This window comes from Skermanella sp., assembly GCF_059503625.1.
In genome coordinates this window covers 1-6,075 of sequence record NZ_JCACHA010001023.1, presented here as the reverse complement: position 1 = coordinate 6,075, position 6,075 = coordinate 1, and the positions used below count along the sequence as shown (strand labels likewise).

Genomic DNA, 6,075 nt, shown 5'->3' with positions numbered 1-6,075 from the left:
AGGATCGTGACAGATCCGCCGCTCCAAGCCCCGCGATCAGGCCGCTGGCGAAGGCGCCCTGAAGCAGGTAGCCGCCGGTCGGTGCTTCCCAATCCAGCATTTCTCCGGCCACGAACACGCCCGGCAGGCGTTTCAGCATCAGATCCTGGGTCAGTTCGTCCAGATCGACCCCGCCGGCGGTCGAAATCGCCCGTTCGATCGGCCGGCAGCCGGTCAGGCGAAGGGGCAGCGCCTTGATCAGCGGCGCTATCCTCGACGGCTCAGTGGAAGATCCGGCGACACCCCGGACGAGGCCAGGCAGGGGACCTGTCAAATTTACTGACTTCCGCAGCCAGTTGGAGAAGGATTCCGAGCCGCGCGGCCGGCGCAGCCGGTCCCGTACCTGTTCTCCCGAAAGCTGGGGCCGGAGGTCCAGCGTCAGCACCGCCTCGCCGTCGCGCTCGATCGCGTCGCGAAGCGCTGCGCTGAGCGCATAGACGCCGCCGCCTTCGATGCCCGAACGGGTCAGCATCAGCTCTCCGCGCACCGTCGTCCCGCCGAAGCTGAGGGCGAGGTTCTTCAGCGGTTCGCCCTCGTGCTTGGCGATGAAGCCTTCGCCCCAGGCCACGGTGAAGCCGCAGTTGGCGGGGCGCAGCGGACGCACCGCGATGCCGCGTTCCGCCAGGATGCCGGTCCAGCTCCCGTCGGAACCGAGCTTCGGCCAGCTGGCGCCACCCAGCGCCAGCACCGTCGCATCGGCGGCAACGGTGACCGTGTCTCCGGCGGCATTGCGGACCAGCGGCTTGCCGGCGCCGTCGAAGCCGATCCAGCGATGCCGCGTGTGGAGCGTGACCCCCAGTCCGTCGAGTTGCCGCAGCCACGCGCGCAGCAAGGGCGAGGCCTTCATCTGGACGGGAAACACCCGGCCGCTGCTGCCGACGAAAGTCTCGATCCCCAAGCCTGCCGCCCAGGCCTTCATGTCGTCGGGCGAAAAACGCTCCAGCCAGGACGACACCACGGCAGCCCGCTCGCCGTAGCGGGTGACGAACCGCTCAAGCGGCTCCGAATGCGTCAGGTTCAGCCCGCCGCGTCCGGCCAGCAGGAACTTGCGTCCGACCGACGGCATCGCGTCGTAGATATCTACCTTGAGCCCGGCCTTTGCCATGACCTCGGCCGCCATCAGCCCTGCCGGCCCGCCGCCGATCACGGCAGCGCGGGGGACGGCGCTGCCGGTTCTCTCTTCAGTGTGATTCGCCGTCATGCTCTCCTCCGGTGGCCCACCATAGGCCACCGGACACGCTGAAGAAAGCCGACGGCGATAGAGACCGCCAGCACGGGGTAGAGCGGCAGCAGCGGCAGGTTGAACCGGGCTTCCCCGAAGAAGACGGCGGTGATCGCACCGAAATATGCTGTCGGCAGGAAAGCGGCCAGTGCCGCGTCGGCAGGGCGGCGCACCAGCCAGAACAGGACCGGGAACAGGAAGGCGCTCCACATCATCGCCCAGTGCCAGATCTCGGCGATGGGGGCCACGGCGGTTACCAGTGCGTGGACATCCTGACCGTTCCGCTTGGCGCCGATTTCCGCCTGGGCCAGGGGCAGCGTGTCGAAGCGGAAGAACTGGTAGAGCTTGTAGGGAATACGCTTGGCGGCCTCGACCGGGTTGTCGCGGATATAGTCCGTGGCCAGCCGGTTGAGCTTCGCGTTCAGCGCCAGCTCGTCCGGAATGGCCTTCAGGATGTTCAGGTTCTCCGTGGCTTCCGTGAATTCCGACGGAGCCGGCCACATATAGTTGCCCCAGCGGTTCCACGGGTTGTTGCCCATATAAAGGTTGAACCCGCCATTGGTCGAGATCAGCACCGGCTGGCCCAGTACCTCCCAATTCCTCATTGTCCACGGCGCTATCACCGCAAGGCAGGCGGCATAGGCGATCAGTCCCGTCAGTACTGCCTGCCGGAAACCGATCCCGCGCAGCACCAGCGCTCCCGCCACCAGCAGCCCCGGCAGCAGAAGCCCCTGGGTCTTGACCAGCGAGGCCAGCCCGAAACAGGCTCCTGCCGCCGCGACCGCGACCCAGCGCCGCCGGGTCTCGGCTGCTCCCAGCAGCAGGTCCGTTCCGGCAAGCAGCAGCGCCGTGAACAGCAGTTCCGAATAGATCAGTTCGGTATAGAAGATCTGCGTCGGATAGAGCACCGCCAGCAGCAGCGCCGCCCTGGCCGCCGTCTCCGATCCGGTGGCCCGGCGGGCTATCCGGTAGACGAAGACCATCGCGACACCCGACAGAACCAGATTGGCGATCTTGGCGGCTTCGACGCTGGGACCGAAGACGGCGAACAGACCCGCCAGGAAAGCCGGATAGCCAACCGGCCAGAATGCCGTCGGCTGGCCCTGGACCGCGTAGCCTTCGCCGTTCAGCATCCCGACCGCGCGTTCGAAATACCAGAGCTGATCGCTCATCGGCGCCGCATCGACCGCCAGCATCCAGCCGATCCGGGGCGCCAGGAACAGCACCGCCGCAAGGATTAGGAAACGACTGGTGCTTCGAGAAGGCGTCTTCAATTCCAGCATTCGATCCGGGCCGAGAAGGCGCTGGCGCGGTCCAGCACCTCGTCGTCGGGCAGGGTGCGACCGCGCGCTTCGGTTGTATAAGAGATGTGCTGCGGCAGCAGGAAGCGGAAGATCGTCTCGTTGTTGACGGCCTGCGCGATGTCGTCGACGAACTGGCCGGTCTCGCGGAAGGTCGTCACTTCGTCCACCTTGCTGCGAATCATGCCGATCACCCTGCCGGTCTCGTCCAGAACGGGACTGCCGCTGTGGCCGGCGCGGATGCGCCCCTCCACGATGAACTCCGTGCCGTCTCCGATCACCTGTCCCGGCCGCGCATCCACCGCCGTACGGCTGGGGATGATGGTGGCGGCACCCAGCGCCGGATAGCCCACGACCGAAGCGTCCGTTCTCCCGATACGTTCCGGCGTCGGATTGAAGCGGGCGAACCGCTCCGGCCGGGCCTTGGTCTGGAGCACCGCCAGATCGTCCTCGTAGTCCGACGCGATCACCGTCGCCGCCGTCCGGCCGCTCCGCACGGAGGAGACCGTAACAGCCGTGCAATGCGCGATCACATGGAACCCGGTCAGCACCTGACCGCGCGGATTGATGAAGAAGCCCGATCCGGCGGTGCGGATCTCCACCTTGTCATCCGGACGTCCCCGGTTGGCTCCGGCGATCTGGCTGCGTACCCGTCTGGTGCGGGCTTCCGCCAGCGCGCCCGCCTCCTCTCCCGTGATGACGCGGCCCTTGCAGTCGGCGGTGGGCAGCCGGGTCACCACGTCCTGACGGCTGTCGTAGCAGAGCACGACCGGCGCCGGGGGCGGCATGACCGAGAGTTCCGAGGGAGTGTTGTTCGCGCAGGCGTACAGCGGCACCGCCAGGACGGCGGCGGCCCAAGCTCTCATCGACGCCGCCGGTTCGGCTTTTCCGCCTTGTCGTCGGGGTGGTGCATGGCGAGCAGGCCGGTGGTCTTCCCGCCATCGGGCACCTTGTCGTTGGTAACCGCCCACGCGATGATCACGATGAGGCCGATCAGCGAGAACAGAAACAGCAGGCTATCCATTGGCCCTCATCCCGGCGACGCTCATCCCGACAACTTCCATCCCGGCAACTCTCATTCCGACAAACTCTCCAGCCACGGGTCCAGCGTCGCACCCTGGAGGAACGCCGCCGCGTCCTCCGGCCGCTCGACCGAAACCGCGACGACCGCCGCGGCCGGGCGGACGCCGAGCAGCGTCGCGATGCTCTGGTAGAGCTTGGCCTGATAAGGGCTTGCCGTGAAGCGTCCTCCCACCCAGTACCACGAAAGCACCAGCCGCTGACGCGAGCCGCGCACCAGACGGTCGGCCTGGGCCGGCGGCATTCCCGGCAATCCGTCGAGCGTACGGCTTTCCACCCGGCTCCAGCCGTCGCCGTCCAGCCGGTTGGCATGGTAGACCACTTCCGCCCCCTGCCGCTGGTGCCGGTAATGGGCGACGTACAATTCGATCCGGCGCTGTCCGGGACCCTCGAAGCCGGTCAGCAGCGTCCTGTCGGCTCCGGGGAACGATGGACGCCAGTCCGTAACGCCTCCCAGCGACCATCCCGCCACAGTGGGCGGCGGCAGCGCCGCCTTCGATCCGGTCACCTCAGGCGGAGCCATCACCGTCCAGGCATAGGCGGGACCCGCCGCCAGTACCAGGACGGCCAGGACTGCGGTACGCGCCCGCCAGGGCCAGCCGTTTGCTGCAGCATCCCGCGTCGCGCGCGCGTCCGGGAAGTCGCCCAGCCGACGGTCGGCGAAGCTGTTGCCGATCATCAGCAGGAATATCATGACGATGGAGAAGAAGACCCAGCCGTAGATCAGGTGATCGACCCCGGCCGCCAGCTTCCCGTCGCTCCAGTAGCCGATCAGGATGATGCCATAGGCCCGGAACCCGTTTGCGACGATCGGCAGCGTGAAGCCGATGCTCAGGAACAGCCAGAACTTCCAGCGGCTATCATACGCCAGATGGGCGAACAGGGCCGAGATCACGACGTTGGCGATCAGGAACCGGATGCCGGCGCAGGCTTCCGCGACCTCGTACAGCCCGTTGGGGATCTCGATCATGATCCCGTCATGGAAGACCGGGATACCGGACCACCGCAGCAGTTCGACCGCGAAGCGGGCGGTGAAGTCCTGCAAGGGCGCAATCAGCGCATCGCCGACCGGGACCATGAAGAACAGGAAGGCAAGGGGGAAGACCAGCCGCCGCGACACCGTGCGTCCGAAGACGAAGACGAACAGCGCCACCAGCATCCCGACCAGCGCCACTTCCTCGACCGCCAGCACGTCGCCCGCCCGCCCGATCAGCCAGCCGCCCGCCATGGCGGCCAGCGCCAGCAGAGCCAGCGGTTCCTGCCGGGGCGTCATCCGGCGGAGCATGTCCCGCCGTAGCCAGATCAGCCACAGGCTGACCGGCAGCACGAAGAAGCCGTGGTTGTAGGTGACGTTGGTCCACCAAGTATAGACCATGGCTCCGGCGACATCGTGGAACAGCGCCACCAGCAGGGCGAACAGCCCGGCGAACCACGCCAGCGCCCGTGTCCATTCCGGATGGGCTGCCCGTTCTTCCGCCTGGACGACATCGGCCCGCTGGGTCATGCCCCCTCCACGATCCGGTCGAGCGGGGCCAGCCGGCTTTCCCAGGTGTAGCGGCCGATCATGCACCGCCGCCCGCGAGCGCCCAGGGCCTCGGCCTTTGCCGGGTCGTCCAGCAGCCGGCACACCGTTTCCGCGAACTGCCCGGCATCGCCGGCGACTTCCAGGTCGACGCCGGGTTCCGCGTCGATCCCCTCGAACGCCTCGGCGCTCGCCACCACGGGCTGTGCCATCGCCATCGCTTCCAGCACCTTGTTCTGGATGCCGCGCGCGATCCGCAGCGGCGCCACCGCGACGGCGGCGTGGGCGACATAGGGGCGGACATCCTCGACGCGCCCCGTGACGATGACGCCGGGGCGCTCCGCCAGCCGCTTCACCGTGTCGTCCGGCTTGGCGCCGACGATGGCGAAGCGTACGTCCGGATGCCGCTGGCGGATGAGCGGCAGCACCGCATCGGCGAACCATCGGACGGCATCCACGTTGGCCCGGTAATCCATCATGCCGGTGAAGACCAGTACCGGACCGCCCGGCGGGTAGGGGTTCGGATAGTTTCGGCTGCCATTGAAATAATCCAGGTCCACCCCGTTGCCTATGGCGTGGACATGCTCCGCCGCGACGCCGGGACGCCGGCGGAACAGGTCCGCCTCCGCCTCGCTGACGAACAGGCTGGCGGAGGACCGCGCGGCGATGGCCGTTTCCGCCTTCGCCAGCAGCCGGCTTTCCCGCCGGTAGACCCAGCGCATCGGCGGACCGGCGGTGTCGGCGTATTGCCGCCACTTGTCGCTGTCCAGGTCGATGAAATCGACGATCCGCCGCCCCCGGAAGTCTTTGACGCTCTCGGCAAACGGCGCCATCGAACTTGAGAAGACCACCTGCACCGCAATCGGGTTTGTCGCGTGGATTTCCCGGACCCAGCGCGTCAGTCGAGAGTC

6 protein-coding genes are annotated in these 6,075 nt (G+C 67.5%); all 6 read right to left on the bottom strand.

Annotated features, from left to right (window positions below; genetic code table 11):
• Nucleotides 1-1,240 (bottom strand): BaiN/RdsA family NAD(P)/FAD-dependent oxidoreductase (locus AC5JJ6_RS37285; RefSeq protein ID WP_496046879.1); only part of this gene is annotated, 1,240 nt, incomplete at its 3' end.
• Entirely contained in the window at nucleotides 1,237-2,544 is a 1,308-nt protein-coding gene (locus AC5JJ6_RS37280; RefSeq protein WP_496046878.1) for an ArnT family glycosyltransferase, read from the bottom strand. The genes AC5JJ6_RS37280 and AC5JJ6_RS37285, both read right to left, overlap by 4 nt.
• Entirely contained in the window at nucleotides 2,532-3,428 is an 897-nt protein-coding gene (locus tag AC5JJ6_RS37275) for a S1 family peptidase (RefSeq protein ID WP_496046877.1), read from the bottom strand. The genes AC5JJ6_RS37280 and AC5JJ6_RS37275 overlap by 13 nt, the downstream gene beginning before the upstream one ends.
• A complete protein-coding gene (locus AC5JJ6_RS37270) occupies nucleotides 3,425-3,586 on the bottom strand; it encodes a hypothetical protein (protein WP_496046876.1) in 162 nt (53 codons plus the stop codon). The genes AC5JJ6_RS37275 and AC5JJ6_RS37270 overlap by 4 nt, the downstream gene beginning before the upstream one ends.
• A 51-nt stretch (nucleotides 3,587-3,637) precedes the next feature.
• A complete protein-coding gene (xrtA, locus tag AC5JJ6_RS37265) occupies nucleotides 3,638-5,146 on the bottom strand; it encodes an exosortase A (protein WP_496046875.1) in 1,509 nt (502 codons plus the stop codon).
• Nucleotides 5,143-6,075, bottom strand: a 933-nt coding sequence (locus AC5JJ6_RS37260; RefSeq protein WP_496046874.1) for a TIGR03087 family PEP-CTERM/XrtA system glycosyltransferase, incomplete at its 5' end; no start/stop codon positions are given. The genes AC5JJ6_RS37260 and xrtA, both read right to left, overlap by 4 nt.